Annotated in this window: 15 protein-coding genes; 14 read left to right on the plus strand and 1 reads right to left on the minus strand. The window is 37.5% G+C overall.

Annotation, left to right across the window (positions count from 1 at the left end):
• Positions 1-92 precede the first annotated feature (92 nt).
• On the minus strand, positions 93-269 hold the full coding sequence (locus ACZ41W_RS00980) for a MarR family transcriptional regulator (RefSeq protein ID WP_464313027.1): 177 nt from the start codon (positions 267-269) through the stop codon (positions 93-95).
• Positions 270-644: 375 nt separating this feature from the next.
• Between ACZ41W_RS00980 and ACZ41W_RS00985 the strand changes: the two genes are divergently transcribed.
• From ACZ41W_RS00985 to ACZ41W_RS01050, 14 genes are all read left to right on the plus strand, one after another.
• Positions 645-2,036, plus strand: coding sequence for a peptidylprolyl isomerase (locus ACZ41W_RS00985; protein ID WP_464313028.1), 1,392 nt, complete (start codon positions 645-647; stop codon positions 2,034-2,036).
• A gap of 88 nt (positions 2,037-2,124) precedes the next feature.
• Positions 2,125-2,778 (plus strand): lysoplasmalogenase, encoded by a 654-nt coding sequence (locus ACZ41W_RS00990; protein ID WP_464313029.1) that lies wholly within the window; start codon positions 2,125-2,127, stop codon positions 2,776-2,778.
• Positions 2,779-3,102: 324 nt separating this feature from the next.
• Complete coding sequence (locus ACZ41W_RS00995; RefSeq protein ID WP_464313030.1) at positions 3,103-4,188, plus strand: PfkB family carbohydrate kinase; 1,086 nt, start codon at positions 3,103-3,105, stop codon at positions 4,186-4,188.
• A gap of 1 nt (position 4,189) precedes the next feature.
• The gene (locus ACZ41W_RS01000; RefSeq protein ID WP_464313031.1) at positions 4,190-5,104 is read left to right on the plus strand and encodes a pseudouridine-5'-phosphate glycosidase; all 915 of its coding nucleotides are present in this window, start codon (positions 4,190-4,192) and stop codon (positions 5,102-5,104) included.
• Positions 5,105-5,333: 229 nt separating this feature from the next.
• Entirely contained in the window at positions 5,334-5,894 is a 561-nt protein-coding gene (locus ACZ41W_RS01005) for a 2-oxoacid:acceptor oxidoreductase family protein (RefSeq protein ID WP_464313032.1), read from the plus strand.
• On the plus strand, positions 5,887-6,195 hold the full coding sequence (locus ACZ41W_RS01010; protein ID WP_464313033.1) for a 4Fe-4S binding protein: 309 nt from the start codon (positions 5,887-5,889) through the stop codon (positions 6,193-6,195). The genes ACZ41W_RS01005 and ACZ41W_RS01010 overlap by 8 nt, the downstream gene beginning before the upstream one ends.
• Positions 6,188-7,369 carry a transketolase C-terminal domain-containing protein gene (locus ACZ41W_RS01015; RefSeq protein ID WP_464313034.1) on the plus strand — a complete coding sequence of 394 codons (1,182 nt, stop codon included), beginning with the start codon at positions 6,188-6,190 and terminating at the stop codon, positions 7,367-7,369. Before ACZ41W_RS01010 ends, ACZ41W_RS01015 begins: the two co-directional genes overlap by 8 nt.
• Positions 7,369-8,265 carry a thiamine pyrophosphate-dependent enzyme gene (locus tag ACZ41W_RS01020; RefSeq protein ID WP_464313035.1) on the plus strand — a complete coding sequence of 299 codons (897 nt, stop codon included), beginning with the start codon at positions 7,369-7,371 and terminating at the stop codon, positions 8,263-8,265. The genes ACZ41W_RS01015 and ACZ41W_RS01020 overlap by 1 nt, the downstream gene beginning before the upstream one ends.
• Positions 8,266-8,359: 94 nt before the next feature.
• Positions 8,360-9,127 carry a tRNA pseudouridine(38-40) synthase TruA gene (truA, locus tag ACZ41W_RS01025; RefSeq protein WP_464313036.1) on the plus strand — a complete coding sequence of 256 codons (768 nt, stop codon included), beginning with the start codon at positions 8,360-8,362 and terminating at the stop codon, positions 9,125-9,127.
• A 398-nt stretch (positions 9,128-9,525) separates the two neighbouring features.
• Positions 9,526-10,806, plus strand: coding sequence for a serine--tRNA ligase (gene serS / locus ACZ41W_RS01030; RefSeq protein ID WP_464313037.1), 1,281 nt, complete (start codon positions 9,526-9,528; stop codon positions 10,804-10,806).
• A gap of 122 nt (positions 10,807-10,928) precedes the next feature.
• Positions 10,929-13,736 (plus strand): response regulator, encoded by a 2,808-nt coding sequence (locus ACZ41W_RS01035; RefSeq protein ID WP_464313038.1) that lies wholly within the window; start codon positions 10,929-10,931, stop codon positions 13,734-13,736.
• A gap of 47 nt (positions 13,737-13,783) precedes the next feature.
• Positions 13,784-15,919 (plus strand): chemotaxis protein CheW, encoded by a 2,136-nt coding sequence (locus tag ACZ41W_RS01040; protein ID WP_464313039.1) that lies wholly within the window; start codon positions 13,784-13,786, stop codon positions 15,917-15,919.
• A 15-nt stretch (positions 15,920-15,934) separates the two neighbouring features.
• Complete coding sequence (locus ACZ41W_RS01045; protein WP_464313040.1) at positions 15,935-16,441, plus strand: chemotaxis protein CheW; 507 nt, start codon at positions 15,935-15,937, stop codon at positions 16,439-16,441.
• An 11-nt stretch (positions 16,442-16,452) separates the two neighbouring features.
• Entirely contained in the window at positions 16,453-18,159 is a 1,707-nt protein-coding gene (locus tag ACZ41W_RS01050) for a methyl-accepting chemotaxis protein (protein WP_464313041.1), read from the plus strand.
• Positions 18,160-18,215: the final 56 nt, after the last annotated feature.

Raw genomic sequence — 18,215 nt, forward strand, 5'->3', positions numbered from 1 at the left:
AAGGCCATCACAAAGTGTAATCGATTTGTGATGGCTTTTAAATTTTGAATATTACAATTAAGATGCTATTTCTCTTAGAAACGTCGAGTTTTCTATTTAACCGACCAATAACATCTCTTTGGAGAAGTAATCACTTCTTCATCCTTCATTTTTTTCATGATTTTATCGACTTCTTTTCTGTCTACGCCTGTTTCTTCAGCTATTTTACCTGCATTGACAGGTTCTGTTTGTTTTTTAAAGTATTCGAGAATGACTTGATAATTGTCCATTGTAGCCTCCATGTTATGGTATTTGATTGAATGCTTATTTCAAATTGAGTATATCAGATGTGCAAAGTGAAATCAATACACAATTGAAATTAATACATTTAATTTATGACCTCTTAGTCTTCTGATTTTTAGAACTTAAAATGATTCGTTCGTAAGATCGTGGTTATTTTACCCAAGAAAATCAACCTTACACTTTAAAAAATTTACATGAAATTAAGCTTTTTTTAAGTTTCAGCGATTAAAATGATGCAATAGGAATGCAAAATATCAAATGTTCATGTATAATAGGAGAGTGCGACTTATATGCACATGAAATTATCTCTGATGGACACATTAAGTTGATAATTGTATAAATAAAGGGAAAGGACGAATCAGATGAAAAGAATATTGACGTTAGTATTAGCAATTATGTTAGTAATGGGAACAGTAGTTGGCTGTTCAAGCACAAAAAAAGAGGAGGCTGCCTCTTCAAGCGATTACGCTGTTTACACGGATAATTTTGGTTTTACACAAGGAGAATTTTCTTACTTGTTTAATTATGTGGTAAGTCAACAGAGTTCATATTTAGCACAAATGGGCCTTGATATGGAGAAGTCACTTAAAGAGCAACAGTACACAGAAACAGAAACGTTCTTTGACTTTTTTAAAGATCAAGCACTTGGATATGCAGAAAGCTTTTTAGTATTCTGTGAAGAAGCTAAGGCAAGAGGCATTGAATTGACTGAAGAAGATCAACAAAAAATCACTGAGGACATGGAAGCATTAAAAACAGCTGCAAAAGAAAATAGCTTTGATACCGTTGATAAGTATTTACAATCTATGTACGGTGAAAAAGTCACTGAAAAAGACTACAGATTATTTACTGAAAAAGCAGCTTTAGCAAATAAAATGTACTATGAACTCATCAACTCTTATGAGTATACAGATGAAGAAATTCAAGCATATTTTGATGGTAAAGCAGATGCGTTTACAAATGTTGAATACATGAGTTTCGATTTTAGTGCAAATGAAGAAAGAAAAATTACAGCAGAAATGGTAAAAACAGCTGCAAGTGAGTTAGCTGCTGTTACAAGTCAAACTGCATTTGAAGACTATATTGTCAATTACATCAAAGCACATTCAACAGAAGAAGAACTTGGAACTTTTGATGAAGCGTCATTTAGATCACAGTTAGTGACAAAAGGGACTGTAGATCAAGCAGATGAAGCAGTTAAAACATTAATCGCTGGTGCTGAAAATACGACTTTTGTTTCAGAAGATGCAGAAAGCGGTACGTCAACAGTATACTTTTTAGTGAAAAAACCTTATGTAGATACAACTGCTTCAGTGGATGTTAGACATATTCTTTTAACAACGGATACGTATGAAACAGAAGAAAAAGCACTTGCGAAAGCGGAAGAAGTTTTAAAAACTTGGGAAGATGGAGACGCTACAGCTGAGACTTTTGGACAACTTGCAACTGACTTTAGTGAAGATCCAGGTTCAGCTCAAAATGGCGGATTATATGAAGCGGTTACAAGTGGTATGATGGTTCCAGAATTTGACGCTTGGATTTTTGATGCATCAAGACAAGTTGGAGACACTGGAATTGTAAAAACTTCTTATGGTTACCACATCATGTTCTTTGATGGAAAAGGCTTAGAAGCATGGCAAAACGCTGTTGTAAATACCATGAAATCGGAGTCATACCAAACAGATTATGATGCTCTCGTGGCAAAATATCCAAACAAAACAAATGATAAAGTAATCGACGGTATTGAGAAATAATATTAAATTGCATAATGACATTTGAATCATTTAGTTGACAGTCAAATGGCGTTATGCAATTTTTTTATAAACAATCTTAGGGGGAAAGATGGTTTTAAAATTAGGTTTGGGGTTATATGGAGTTTTGCTCTTAGCATACGTGCTAAAATCAAGGCGAGAAGGATCGTTAAAGTCGCTTAAACTCAAGATGATTTTATCGACGATATTTTGTCTAATTGGCGGTTGGCATATGGTCAATCAAGATTTTTCGACGTTTTCAGTTTTAATTTTTGTAGGGTTATTTTTTTCGCTCATTGGCGATTACTATCTTGCGTACATACACGATGATGAAGACAAATTTATTAGAGGAATTTTAGCTTTTGGTCTAGCGCATGTGTTCTATATCTCTGCGATGATCCATCTAGAAGGCCTTCGTTTACGAGAATTTTTAATAACGATGATCTTTGCTACCTTAGCTTATGCCTTTATTGCGATTAAGAAGCCACCACTGGGTAAAGCAAAATGGCCACTTTGTCTGTATCTTTTATTTGTAACTTTTATGGCTGCCAAAGGGGGGCTTATGGTGTTTTCACACCAGACTCAGCTTGAAGCACAGTGGATCTTCTCTGTTGGGGCTATTATGTTTTTAATCTCGGATACATTACTGGGGATTTGGCGCTATATTTGGCCGAAAAAGATTTTTTCGGATTTACTTTCAATTTTTTATTTTATCGGTCAGGTATTACTGGCATTGGCGTATTGATTTTAATCCGTCAAATGAATAGAAAAGTATATGAAACCTCAGTTGATCATTCGACAATTGGAACGGTTTACGTTTGCTTCAGTGGTTAATTTACTACATGCAAATCTTGATCGATTCACTTGTTTAAATCAGCTGAGTTTTTTTGTGCAAAAAAACTTTTGACAGTTATCGAAAAGAGGTGTAGAATAAAACCAAGATAAACAATAGATTATTAAATAAGCAAATGATTACTTGTAAAATCGTAGAACGATTCAACCAGTATCAAGTAATTAACGAGTTTAAAATAAAAACTCATGCCTAATTACTTGAAGAAAGGAGGACAACTTGACCAATCGTGAAAAGGAAATTTTAGAGTATTTAAGAAAAGAACCCATGATCGCACAAAATGAACTAGCAGATCTTTTGGGAATTACACGATCTTCAGTAGCGGTTCACATTACAAATCTCATGAAAAAAGGTCATATCCTTGGTAAAGGGTACATCGTCAAAGAAGAACCTTATGTATGTGTCATTGGGGGTTCCAATATTGACATTCAAGGATTTCCAAAATCGGATCTAATTTTTAAAGACTCTAATGTTGGAACCGTTCATATCTCACTTGGCGGTGTAGGCCGAAATATCGCTGAAAATTTAACGCGAATGGGCGTTCACACTAGACTCATCAGTGCTATTGGCGATGATGTATACGGGATGAAAATTTTGGATGAAGCGAAGCAAATTGGACTTAATATGCAAGATTCACTGGTGCTTAAAGGAGAATCGACCTCGACGTACTTATCTATTCTAGATCAAAGTATGGACATGGTCTTAGCCATTTCGCATATGGATATCTGTGAGCGAATGACAGTGGATTTTATTAAAACGAAAAGACATCTTATCGAAAATGCGACCCTTTGTGTTCTCGATACCAATCTACCAGAAGAAGTTCTCGAATATATCTTAACGAATTTTACAGAAACCGTATTTTTCTTGGATACCGTTTCAACGACTAAAGCGAAAAAAGTGCTTCATTTAATTGGTTATTTCCACACCATTAAACCCAATCGTATTGAAGCAGAGATGCTGACAGGTGTTAAAATTGAGAATGATGAAGATTTAATCAAAGCTTCAAACATTTTAATTGAAAAAGGCGTTAAACAAGTCTTTATAAGCTTAGGCGAGGCGGGTGTATTTTACAACAACGGTGTAACTAAAGCGCATGTACCGAATCCAAAAGTGGAAATTGTCAATGCTACAGGTGCAGGAGATGCATTTATAGCGGGATTGGCATACGCATATACAAAGAATTTTGAGATTGAACAAGCAGTTAAAGTGGCGCTTTGCGCATCTGCAATTGCCATTAGTCATGAAAATACCATTAATCCAACGATGTCAGAAGACAAGTTGATGAATCAAGTAAAGGAGAGTTAATATGTTAAAACAGTATTTAGAAATTAAACCTGAAGTTGAAGAGGCGTTAAAAGCAGGTAAACCAGTTGTTGCACTTGAATCTACTATTATTTCTCATGGCATGCCATATCCAAAAAACGTTGAAACTGCACTTGCAGTAGAGAAAATCATTCGCGACAATGGTGCAATTCCAGCAACGATTGCAATCCTTGGTGGCAAGTTAAAAGTGGGTTTAACAGAAGACGAAGTGGAATACCTTGGAAAAGCTAAAAATGTCGTTAAGACCTCTAGAAGAGACATTCCGTTTATCGTATCTAAAAAACTCGATGGCGCAACAACTGTAGCATCGACGATGATTCTTGCTGCTCTTGCAGGCATTAAGATCTTTGCAACTGGCGGAATCGGTGGGGTTCATAGAGGCGCACAAGAAACGTTTGATATCTCTGCAGATTTACAAGAACTTGCTCACACCAATGTAGCAGTAGTATGTGCCGGAGCAAAATCCATCTTAGATATCGGTTTGACTTTAGAATACCTTGAAACAAACGGCGTTCCGGTAGTCGGCTTCCAAACAGATGAACTCCCTGCATTCTATACGAGAAAAAGTGGCTATGGCGTTGATTACAGAGTAGACTCAGAGCTTGAACTCGCTGAAGCGCTCAAAGCAAAATGGGATCTTGGTTTAGAAGGCGGCCTGGTGGTGGCAAACCCAATTCCAGAAGCTTTCGAAATGAATTATGACGTGATCACAAATGCTATTGACACTGCAGTAAGCGAAGCAGAAAAACAAGGCGTTAAAGGAAAAGAATCGACACCATTCCTTTTGGCTAAAGTCAAAGAATTAACGGGTGGCGATAGCTTGGATTCAAATATTCAACTGGTATTTAACAATGCTAAAGTTGCGGCTAAATTAGCAGTTGAGTTATCGCGTTTATAAGCGATAAATCTATCTGATTAGTCTAAAAGCTAAATCAATCTTTAGAGAAGGATATATCCACTATAATAGGCCTCATTGATCGATATGATCAGTGAGGTTTTTTTCGTTCATGTATACATAATAATCAAAGAGTTTGTATTGACAGAGCCTCAATTCTATCGTAATCTTTAAATATACAACTGATATATCAGTTGAAAAAATTCACTCAATAATCAAAAGGAGCAGATGTATGATTGAGGTAAGATGGCATGGTCGAGGTGGTCAAGGCAGTTTTACAGTAGCGCGTTTATTAGGACTCGCAGCTTCTGTTTTTGACGGTAAATATGCACAAGCTTTTCCTTCGTTCGGACCAGAACGACGTGGCGCCCCTGTATTAGGATTTACAAGAATAGATGATGAAAAAATTACCGACAGAAGTGAACTCGATGTTTGCGATTATGTCGTCATTTTAGATGAAACCCTCTGGGGACAAGATGTGATGACAGGTCTAAAATCTGAAAGTGTTGTGATTATCAATACGAAAGATATTGCCCTTTATCAAGCGCAGTGTCCTTGTCAAGTCATTGCAATTGATGCAACAGGTCTTGCACTTGAATATTTAGGAATCCCAATTACAAATACTGCGATGTTAGGTGCGCTCGTAGGCGTTACAGGTATTGTACAGGCGCAAAGTTGTCAGTCGGCAATTCGTTCAAGTATGAACCCTAAGTTAGCAGATAAAAATATTGCTTTGTTTGACTATGTTGTTCAAATGATGAAAACTCAAAACGGAGGACAGACGCATGAATAAACCACAACTCAAATCGTTTATAGAGCCGAAAACAGTACGCGATTATCCTCTTGGCGCAACTTGTGAGAGCAACCATATTACGAGTATCAACGCAGGTTGGAGAACGTTTAGACCTGTGATCAATCAAGAAAAATGCGTGAACTGTATGAGATGTTTCTTAGTGTGTCCAGATGGCGTGATTGATAAATCAGGTCCCCAACTCGAAATAGATTATCAATTTTGTAAAGGGTGTGGCGTTTGTGCCTATGAATGCAAATTAAAGGCAATTGTCATGGTAAAGGAGGCTGACATTAATGGCTAGAAAATTTATTAGCGGAAACGATGCAGTGGCAGAAGGCGTCAGATTGGTTCGACCACATGTCATCTCTGCATATCCAATTACACCACAGACGATTGTCGTTGAGAGACTTTCAGAATATGTTGAAGATGGATCACTCAATGCCATTTATATGCATGTTGAGTCAGAACACAGTGCCCTTGCTGCTGCAATGGGAGTGAGTTCAGTAGGCGCAAGAGCATTTACAGCCACTTCGTCACAAGGTCTTTTATATATGGCAGAAAATCTTCCCTATGCGAGTGGCGCAAGAATGCCGATTGTCATGATGAATGCCAATAGAGCTCTTGCAACCCCTTGGAATATCTATGGCGACCAGATGGACTCGATGTTTTTACTCAACTCAGGTTGGATTCAAGTTTATGTGGAAGATGCTCAAGAAGCTTTAGATATGATGATTCAATCCTATAAAATTGCCGAAGATCCAAGAGTTTTAACGCCGTTTATGGTGAATTTAGATGGATTTGTTTTGACGCATACTTATGAAGTCGTAGAAGTGCCAGAACAGGAAAAAGTGGATGCCTACTTACCGCCACTTGGTAAGTACGAAAATATGATGACGCTAGAAAAGCCGCAAAGTTTGTGTATTACTGCGGGGAATAATTTCAATATGGAGTTCAAAATCAAGCAAAATGAAGAAATGATTGCTTCAAAAGAGGTCATTGAAGAGGTGGATCAATCTTTTGCGGACGTATTTGGCAGAAAATATCATGGGTTACTTGAATCGGTTCAGTGTGAAGATGCAGAGGTCATTTTAATCACGACTGGAAGTATCACAGGTACAAGCCGCATGATTTTAGAATCACTGCGCAGTGAAGGAAAAAAAGTAGGTTTAATTAAACTTCGCTATTTGAGACCGTTTCCGACTGAAGCGTTATTGCAAGCCATTGGAAATGCAAAGGTAGTGGGTGTTGTCGATAAAAACATTTCATTTGGATATGAGGGCACTATTTTTACCAATGTGAATTCTGCTATTTTACAGATGGGAAAAATGCCAGTCGTTCTAAATTTCATTTGCGGTCTCGGTGGTCGTGATGTGACGAAAGAGAATGTCCGCGAGATGTTTCACTCGATGTTAAAGTCAGCAAACGGTGAAAAACAAGAGACGGTGCAATACATGAATGTGAGGTGTGATCGCTAATGGAAAAATTAAATGCGAAAAATTTAACCAACGATGAGTTGTTTTACGGACATAAAGCATGTGGCGGTTGCGGAGAAAGTCTTGCGGTGCGTCTTGCGATGAAAATTCTGGGCGAAAGAACTTTTGCAGCTCTACCTGCAGGATGTATGTCAGCAGTTTCATTTATTTATCCTAATATGGCATTTATGACAAATGCAGTCATTACGCCATTTGCATCAACAGGTGCCATGGCATCAGGAATTGCTGCAGGACTAAAGGCACTTGGTATTGAAAATACACATGCAGTTGGTTTTGCAGGTGACGGAGGAACGGCAGATATTGGTCTCCAAGCACTATCAGGTGCAATAGATCGAGGCGATCAAATTATTTATTTTTGCAATGACAATGAAGCCTATATGAATACGGGCATTCAAAAAAGTGGTTTAACACCTTATGGCACAAAAACAACGACGTCACCAGCGGGAGAACATTTACCTGGGTCCATCACAACCAAGAAGAATATGTTTGAGATCGTCGCAGCGCATGATATTGCTTATGCTGCAACTGCAAGTGTTGGATATCTTGAAGATTATATGATGAAAGTTCAAAAGGCAAAATCAGTTAAAGGCACGTCCTATATACACGTTCTTGCGCCATGTCCAACTGGTTGGGGGACGCCAAGTGACATTACGATATCGCTTGCAAAAGAAGCCGTGGATTGTGGTCTATGGTATCTGGCTGAATATGAAAATGGCGAGTTTAAACTCAACAAAAATCCAAAAGAATTTTCGTCTGTATCAGATTACGTGAAAAAGCAGGGGCGTTTTAAACACCTCGGCCAAGAAGACATTCAACATTTGGAAACTGAACGCGATACGAAATGGAGAAAAATACGTAAAAATTGGACAATCGAGTAATTCTGTGCTAATGAGATCTACTTCGAAGGATTATGCATGATAACATGGCTCAAATGTGATATACTGATGAAAAAATGAGGGAGTTATTGTGCCGATGGAACAAAATTATAAGATGACGATTGCCTATGATGGTAAGCGATATATGGGATTTACGACCAAAAAAGACCAAGCCGACAAAAGTATTCAAGGCAAGTTAGAAGCGATTTTAGAAAAATTATGCGCAAAGCCAATTGAAGTGATTGGAGCAGTTAATACCGACGCTGGGGTCCACGCGACCCATCAGGTGGTCAATTTCAAGCTAGAAAGTGCGCTTGAAATCGATGGAAAAGGAGTGACTTGTGAGTCGCTTCGTGCATATTTTGAAAAATACCTCCCTGACGATATCATCACTTTGGATATCGAAGCGGTTGATGAACGATTTCATAGTAGATATCAACTTCAGCAGGCGACTTACGAGTATCGACTTTGGAAACAAAACGCTCAGGTTAGGCCGCTTTTTGAACGTCACTATGTCAACGTGATGAATCAATATGTCGATGTATCCAAAATGAAAGAAGCTGCCATTGATTTTATTGGTGAGTTTGATTTTTCTGCATTTACGACGCACAGTAAGGCGAGAAATACCGTGAAAAAAGTGCAATTTGTTAAAATCAATGAAACTGAGAATGAAATTGTCATTTCTATTACAGCAAATGGATTTTTACTCAACATGGAACGACTTATGGTTGGAACTTTGATACAGATTGGACTTGGACAATTGCCGATGCATGCAGTTGAGCATGCTCTGGATTACCAAGATCCGAAGTTTGTAGGTCACAAAGTAAGTGCAGGTTCACTTTGTCTTGTTAAGCTAGAGTATTAATGATACTGACCAATGCAAGTTAGACTTGGCTAAATAAGTTGATCTTGAATAATCAAGTTAAACTTGACAAATGGAGCAAAATGGTTAAAATGTAAATAACACAATGAGTATCATGCGTAGATCAAAGAATAACTTTTGAGGCGTTAAAGAGAGCTGATGGATGGTGAGAATCAGCACGTTTGATAAAGGATCCGCTTTGGGAGCAATCGGCGAAGAGTCGAAGGGTAAGCCCTTTATAGCAGTTTGAGTTGGCTGTTTAACAGCAATTTGGGTGGCAACGCGGAACTTCCGTCCCATGTGTTATGGGACTGGAAGTTTTTTTATTCCCATAAATAAGTAAATCTACAATAAATTAAAAAGCATGTCAAAGAAATTTTGACGCAAACAGGAGGGTGCAGATGTTAGATATTAAATTATTTAGAACCAATCCAGAGTTGATCAAAGAGAACATTAAAAAGAAATTTCAAGACGCAAAACTTGTTCTAGTGGACGAAGTTGTCGAGATGGATACGGAGTTTAGAGAAGCAAAAACGAGAGGTGATGAACTCAGAGGTATGAGAAATGCCATTAGCAAGGAAATTGGCGGCTACATGGCAAAAGGCATGAAAGAAGAAGCTGAAAAAACAAAAGAAAAAGTGGCTGCAATTGGTAAAGAGCTGGCTGAACTTGAAGTGAAAGAAGCGGAACTTGAAGCGAAAATTCGCGAAAAAATGCTGGTGATTCCAAATATCATTGACGATTCAGTGCCAATTGGTAAAGATGATAGCGAAAATGTTGAAGTGAAAAAATATGGCGAACCTGTGACACCTGCTTATGAAATTCCATACCATGTAGAAATTATGGAAAAATTAAGGGGCATTGATCTCGATAGTGCTCGTAAAACAAGTGGAAATGGATTTTATTATTTAAAAGGGGATATAGCAAGACTCCATTCAGCGATTTTATCTTATGCACGTGACTTTATGATCGATCGAGGGTTTGAATATTACATTCCGCCTTATATGATTCGAAGTGAAGTCGTGACAGGCGTTATGAGTTTTACAGAGATGGAAAACATGATGTACAAAATAGAAGGTGAAGACTTATACTTAATTGGGACTTCTGAGCACTCAATGATTGGTAAATTTATCGATACAATGATTGAAGAAGAAGAGTTGCCACAAGCGATGACGAGCTATTCACCTTGTTTTAGAAAAGAAGTAGGTGCACATGGTATCGAAGAACGTGGCGTCTACAGAATTCATCAGTTTGAAAAACAAGAGATGATCGTCGTTTGTAAACCGGAAGAGAGCCCAGCTTGGTTTGAAAAACTTTACATGAACAGCATTGACTTCTTTAGAAGTCTTGATATTCCAGTGCGTGCATTAGAGTGTTGCTCAGGCGATTTAGCAGATCTCAAGGTGAAGAGCATTGACGTTGAGGCATGGTCACCACGTCAACAAAAGTATTTTGAAGTGGGCAGCTGTTCAAACCTTGGCGATGCACAAGCACGACGCTTGGGAATCCGCGTTAGAAATAAAGAACAGGGCAATTATTTTGCTCATACACTTAACAATACAGTGGTTGCACCACCACGTATGCTTATTGCATTTTTAGAAAATAATTTACAAGAAGATGGTTCTGTAAGAATTCCAAAACCACTTCAAATGTATATGGGTGGTAAAGAGGTCATCAAATAAATAGTATGATAAAAAAAAGAGATGCGTAAGCATCTCTTTTTTTGGATAAATATACAAAAGCAAAAACACCTCGCGTAAATTCCATTAAGATTGCCAGTAGCATATGGTGTGGGAGGGATGGAATGAAAACCTTTACAAGACGATATAATGTTGCTGCAGCAGTGATAATCATTTTGATAACCTTGGTTATGATTACACATTACTCAATACTTGAGATGAATACAAGAAATGGCATTCTAGACAAATCTGTGGATACTCTTAATGACTTATCTGAAGAGGTGTATGGTAGCGTCGTAGCAGCAAAGCAAACCATTGTTGATCTCAGTCGATACATAGCAAATAGCACGAACGCTGAACAGGAATTAGATTATCTAAAACAAGCACATAAAAATAACAATTATTTTAGTTCGATGTTTTTTGTGGATCAATCAGGGGAGATGACAGTTCATGGTGATCGGGGCAATGAAGAGTACAAACTGAGTGAATGGTATCAAAAAGTACTTAAGTATGAGAGTGTCATTTACACAAATGTACATGTCAATGAACATGGAAATGCACTGATTATAACCATTGCAACACCAATCTATGGGTTTAATGGCAGCTTAATAGGAGTCGTTGGAGGTGATATCCCGGTTTCAAATCTTATTAGTCCTGCTATGGAAGCTAAAGTAACAGAGAATAGCGTCATTTTTATTGTAGATCATACGTCGAGAGTTATCGCAAAACAAGGTGAAAGTGCCATTAAGTTTGTTCAAATGCCTAAGATGAATGTGTATTTAGATACTTTAAAGTATGAACAAGTTAAAAATGAACGAACCCCTCAAGAAGTCATTATCAGCGGACAAAATGGATATTTGGCAGTTAGAAGAATTACAAATATTAACTGGCGTATTTTCACATTTATTCCAGGTCAGGATTATTCAAGATGGAGCGAACGCGTGATTATGATGGTTTTATCCATATTGGGGTCGACCATTGTTCTTTTAACAATTCTATCGAAATTACAGAAAAAATTCATCATTAAACCTCTGGTTCAATTGAACGAAGATATCGCTAAGATTTCTTTAGACGATCGATTGGTTTATCGGTTACCTCAATACGAACGAGATCCATTTAGTGGCACGCGCGAGGTCATCAACGAGCTATTAAGTCACTCAAAAGTCTTTTTTGATGACCTAAATGATAAAAATACAGAATTAAAGGAGATCAACGATGCACTTGAAACAAATTTAGTGATGAATCAATTTATCGCTGAAATATCCACAGAAGCACTATCTTTTGACTTATCTCATCTTGATGATCATTTAATTCAGATGTTTAAGCGAATTGCAGAGTATTTCAGTGTGGATGGTTGTTATTTATTTCTTGTAGACCCAGAATTTCACACATTTATCTATCGACTTGGATGGCCGATGGAACCAAAGGATCATAACGAAATTTTTGAAGGCCCTCAAGACTTCAAGTCATACCCGTGGCTAAAAACGCTATTGTTACAGAAAACAATTAATGTCATCTTAGATTCAAATCCATTTGTTCACGATACAATTACTTATAATAATAAAAATAAAGAAATTTCTTTTGTCATACAACCACTTTTAAATTCAAATGAGATAACGGGTTTCATTCGACTGGATTATCGAGATGATTTAAGACAGTTTAACGACATGGACATACATTATATTCAGATTTTAGGTTTTATGGTGACCGATATTTTACAAAAGTCCAAATATGTAAAAGAGTTGATCGAAACAAGGGAAAAAGAGCGTGCTGCCAATCAGTCAAAGAGCCAATTTTTAGCAAATATGTCACATGAAATACGAACGCCGATGAATGGTGTGACTGGATATTTAGAGCTGATAAAACATGCGCAAAGTAAAGATGAAATTGATGCATATGTGAATGAAGCTCAGTTGGCATCTTCAGGACTTTTAAGAATTATTGATGATATTTTGGATTTAGCAAAAATTGAAGCTGGAAAAATGACGCTCATTTATTCAGAAGACGATCTCATTGAAATCACTAGAGAAGCAGTAGAGCTCTATCGATTTAATGCAAATAAAAAAAATGTTCAGTTGTTGTTTGAGCCGGATCCATTGATACAATTTACCGTACTTGTGGATGCCTATCGATATAAACAAATTGTGTATAACCTTGTGAGCAATGCCATCAAATTTACTCAGCAGGGGCAAGTAGTGGTTTCATTGACATTACTCAAGCAAACGCCTCATGAAATGACGATTCAATTAAAAGTCAATGACTCTGGCGTGGGAATTCCAGATGAGCACAAACATAAGATTTTCGAGGCTTTTACGCAAGTTGATGACTCTGATACAAGGGTTTTTGGAGGAACGGGGCTCGGACTAACCATCGTGACTCAGTTGGTGCATCAAATGAATGGAACGATTACCGTTCACGACTCAGTTTTTGGAGGAACAGAGTTCGTCATTGAAATTACTTTTGAAGTCATCAAAGAAATATTAGAACGACAAAACGATTTATCGGATGACAATTGGGTACAATCAATGAAAAATGAAACTGCTCATTTGGATAACCGAGAAAACGTCAATGTTTTAATTGTGGATGACAATTTAGTGAATCAAGTTGTTGTTCAAAAGGTCCTTCAAGCCAATGGAATTGCATGTTCAGTTGCAAGTAGTGGTCAAGAAGCGATTGAAGCCGTTTTAGAACACGATTATGATGTGATATTTATGGATTGCCAAATGCCAATTATGGATGGGTATCAGTGCACAGCGGCCATCCGAGATATGGAAAAAGGCAAGTCCATTAGAATTGTAGCGATGACAGCCAATGCCATGCAAGGGGATCGAGAAAAGTGCATCCGTGCAGGCATGGATGATTATTTATCAAAACCGTTAGATTATGAAAGGATGGTCAATATGATCCGTATAGATCTAGAGAAACCTATCTAGTAAATACAAACATTAGAAAAACAAGACAAATGAGTGAGGAGGGTTACATGAGTATGAATTATGATAATGAACCAATGATAGAAATCTATATATACGAGACGACGTCGTTTTTGGATCAACTTGAACAGATCATCATAAGTAGCGAAAAATCAGAAGTTTTTGATCAAGAAGCCATCAATGAGATCTTTCGATTTATGCACACCATTAAAGGCACTTCGGCTATGATGCTTTTTAATAACATCTCTAAATTGGCACATAAAATCGAAGATGTTTTCTATTTTATTCGTGAAAAAAAACCGGAGAAAATTGATTATTTAACGATATCTGATTTGATTTTAAGCAGTGTTGATTTTATGAAAGTTGAGATTAATAAAATCAAAAATGGCGTTGAAGTTGACGGTGATCCAGAATCACTTGTGACACTTCTAGAAAATTATCTTGAGCAAACGAAGATTGATAATAATGTAAAACCGGACAAAGCTGACAAGAAAAAAAATGTCGATCAGTCACAGCAACAATACTATATACCTCCTGAAAAAAAGAAAAAAGAGACGGAAGGACATTATTATCGAGCATCCATTTTATTTGAAGATGGATGCGAGATGGAAAATATAAGAGCGTATACGGTTATATTTGGATTAACTGAACAGGCGAGTGAACTTTACTATATGCCTCCAGATATAGCAGAAAACGAAGGTTCTTCACTTTGGATTCGGGATAATGGGTTTTATATTTATATGAAGTCCAATATGACGATTGAAGAGTTAACCGCCAAACTCAACGAAACCATCTTTCTAAGAGAACTAAATGTTTCAGAAGCTACCGAAGAAGAATTTGATGATTTTGTAAAAGCACAACAACAGTTACAAGTTCACGAAGTTCAGGAATGTTGTGATGAGGAAGATTTGAGCCATCTGACGATAGTTGAAGATAACACGATTAAGATGCCGCAAACAAGTAGTGAACTCAAGGAAGCCAAAGAAGTTAAAGAGGCCAAAGAGACGACAGCTCCGACACTTCAGACGATGATTAGTGTGAATGTAGATAAGTTAGACGCACTTATGAATATGGTTGGAGAGCTTGTTATCACGGAAGCAATGGTCACTCAAAGTCCTGTCATCGAAACGATTAAATCAGAGTCTTATCAAAAATCGGCTCGACTGTTACATAAAATCACAGGTGAGTTGCAAGATATGGTTATGGCGATACGGATGGTGCCTTTATCGACGACCTTTGTAAAAATGCATAGAATCGTTAGAGATATGTGTAAAAAACTCGATAAGGACGTGAAGTTAGAGTTGTTTGGCGAAGAGACAGAGATGGATAAAAACATCATCGAAAAAATATCGGATCCATTGATGCACTTAATAAGAAATGCCATTGATCACGGTATTGAAAGTGAAACCGAACGGCTAGATGCAGGAAAATCAAAAGTAGGCACGATTATTCTCGGTGCCAAAAATTCTGGAAGTGATGTTCTCATTACGATTCGGGATGATGGTAAGGGACTTAGTAAAGAAAAAATACTCAAAAAGGCATCGGATCAAGGGCTGTTGAAGAAATCAAGAGAAGAGATGTCGGATCGAGAGATTTTTAACTTGATCTTACTTCCTGGTTTTTCAACAAAAGAAAACGTGACGGAGTTTTCTGGCAGAGGCGTTGGTATGGACGTGGTCTGTACGAATATAGAAGCAGTCGGTGGCTCGGTCATCATTGAAAGTGAAGAAGGACTCGGAACACTTGTAACTCTGAAAATCCCGTTGACACTTGCAATTATAGAAGGCATGAACATTAAAGTGGGAGATTCGAGATATACCATTCCAATTACATCGATTCGAGAGTCATTTAGACCAAATCTTAAAGACTGTATACGCGATCCAGATAAGAATGAAATGGTCATGGTTCGAGGAGAATGTTTCCCAATACTCAGACTTCATAATCGCTATCATGTCAAGAACGCCATAACGAGATTTGATGAAGGCATATTGATTATGGTAGAGCATGAAGATCGTGCAATTTGCATATTTGCAGATGAACTTCTTGGGCAGCAGCAAGTCGTCGTTAAAACGATGCCTCAATATATCAATAAACTCAAAAAAGTAGATGGACTTGCAGGATGTACTTTGCTTGGCGATGGGAATATTAGCTTAATATTAGATGTTGCAGGTCTTGCTACAAATTAGGAAAGGAGCATACTCATGACAAATGCAATTGCAAACATTGTTGAAGAAGAACTGATGGAAGAAGATACTCAGAGGGGAAAGTACTTGACTTTTGTTCTTGAGGACGAAACCTACGGGATCGGAATTGAACATGTCACGGAAATCATCGGTATTCTTCCTATCACCGAAGTGCCTGAACTTCCCGAATTTATTAAAGGTATTATCAATTTAAGAGGCCGGATCATTCCAGTGATGGATATGCGTATACGGTTTAAAATGCCTTATGAAGATTATAACGAACGGACGTGTATTGTCGTGGTAGATATGCAAGAACATGCAGTTGGACTGATTGTAGATAGCGTATCAGAAGTGATCAATATTGCAGATCACGATATTGTGGAACAACCAGTTTTGGGGATTGGAAGTGGCAATCAGTACATCAGAGGAATCGGAAAAGTAGGATCTGATGTGAAATTATTATTAGATTGCGATAAACTATTAACTTATAGTGAGATCAGTACATTGGCTGAAGTGGCAAACTAGTGGAGGTTTATATGAAACTTTATAGAAATTTAAAAATTGGGACAAAGATGATTTTAGGGTTCTTAATTGTAGCTTTAATTGCAGGTGGGATTGGTTTAGTTGGCGTGATAAATATCAATCAAATTAGTGAAAGTGATGAATATCTCTATACACATATGACGGAACCACTTGCAGATATGATTTTGATTGCTGAAAGTTTTCAACGCATGAGAGGAAATGTTAAAGACGTTATTTTATCTGAAACACCTGAAGAAATTGCGGATTATGAGGGGAGAATCGTCGAACGAAATGCTGATTTTGCTGAGTATCTAGCAAAATTTGAAGAGAGTTTGTTTACAGAAGAAGGCAAACAACTGGTAGCAAATATTAAAGAAAATAAAACGCAATATGATCAAGTGGCTGCTCAAATTATCACATATGCAAAAGCAGGGCAAAAAGATTTAGCCTTTACATTAATGAAAGGGGAAGGCAATGATCTGAGAACTTTGATAGAAGCAGATTATAGAAGATTGAAAGACATTAAAGTTGAGGCTGCCCTACAAACATCAACAGATAACTTAGAACAATCCAGCTCAGCATCTTTATTGATGATTACTTTACTTGTTTCAGCGATGATTATTTCCATGTTATTGGGTTATTTCATCTCAAGTTCCATTCGAAAACCAATTACAGCGATGGTTGGCGCAGCTCAAAAGATGGCAGATGGCGATTTGGATGTACATATTCAGTCGAATTCAACTGATGAAGTGGGTACACTGGCAAATGCATTTAATCAAATGGCAAACAATATGAATGAAGTCATGAATAATATCAATTCAGCATCTGATCAAGTGACTGCTGGAGCAAGACAAGTGTCTGATTCAAGTATGGCGCTTGCTCAAGGTGCGACAGAACAAGCCAGTGCAGTTCAACAACTTACCGCGTCAGTTGAAGAAATTGCATCCCAAACGAGATTGAATGCAGAAAATGCATCTAAAGCTAATGAACTTGCGGAAAGTGCAAAAGAAAGTGCAGTACTTGGAAATTCAAGAATGAAACTCATGTTAAATTCCATGGCGGATATCAATGATTCGTCAAATAATATCTCCAAAATTATCAAAGTCATCGATGAAATTGCATTCCAAACCAACATTTTAGCACTTAATGCAGCCGTTGAAGCAGCTCGCGCAGGACAACACGGAAAAGGATTCGCAGTAGTAGCGGAAGAAGTTCGAAATCTTGCAGCAAGATCTGCGAATGCAGCAAAAGAGACCACAGCATTAATTGAAGGTTCAATCAACAAAGTAGAAGGTGGAACAAAAATTGCCAATGAAACAGCAAAAGCACTCGAAGAAATCGTTGTCAATGTTGAAAAAGCATCTAGTTTAGTGAGTGATATTGCAGTCGCTTCAAATGAGCAAGCGATTGGCGTTGAGCAAATCAACCAAGGTATCACACAAATTGCTGATGTTGTTCAAACCACTTCTGCGACATCGGAAGAGACCGCTTCAGCAAGTGAAGAGTTATCGGGTCAAGCCGAGATGTTAAAAGAACAAGTTTCACGATTTAGATTAAGAAAGAACCTTTCAGTTGCATACCGAGGACATGAAGAAATAAATCCAGACGTTTTAAGACTTCTGGACTCTATGAGAGATAAAAATAGCACTCAGGGTATGAAAAAAAGTGAGGATGGCCAACGTAAAATCGTGCTAAATGACAGAGATTTTGGGAAGTATTAATTTATTATAAGTTGGGGTTTTGTTTCAAATGATTAGTTGCATGAACCTCAATGTTT

The organism is Fusibacter fontis (assembly GCF_055378735.1).